General features: G+C 39.4%; 1 rRNA gene. It reads left to right on the forward strand.

The features are described from left to right. A 16S ribosomal RNA gene (locus EO117_RS09125) occupies window positions 1-59 on the forward strand; the annotation flags it as partial. Between the last annotated feature and the right edge of the window lie 301 nt (window positions 60-360).

Below are 360 nucleotides of genomic sequence, written 5' to 3' on the forward strand. Positions count from 1 at the left end.
TTGGGGTGAAGTCGTAACAAGGTAGCCGTATCGGAAGGTGCGGCTGGATCACCTCCTTTCTAGGGAGACATACACTAGCACAAGATGCTAGATGTCACACTAGGTCGAAACTTTGGTCGCCTTTATTGTTCAGTTTTGAGAGGTCAACTCTCAACAATTTTTCTAATAAAATCGATGATTAACAAGGAAAACGAGTGATGCGAAGTTGAAGCGTAATGGTAATTACGTGAGACAAGCAGAATGAGTTTGACGCAGTTAGGCGCGATTTTATAGAAAAATAACATGTTCTTTGAAAACTGCATAGAAGATAATAAAATTTATGATTTGGTCTCTTAGAGTTGACTCTAAGGGTTAGACCAA

It is taken from the genome of Veillonella sp. VA142 (assembly GCF_003992135.1).
GTDB lineage: Bacteria > Bacillota > Negativicutes > Veillonellales > Veillonellaceae > F0422.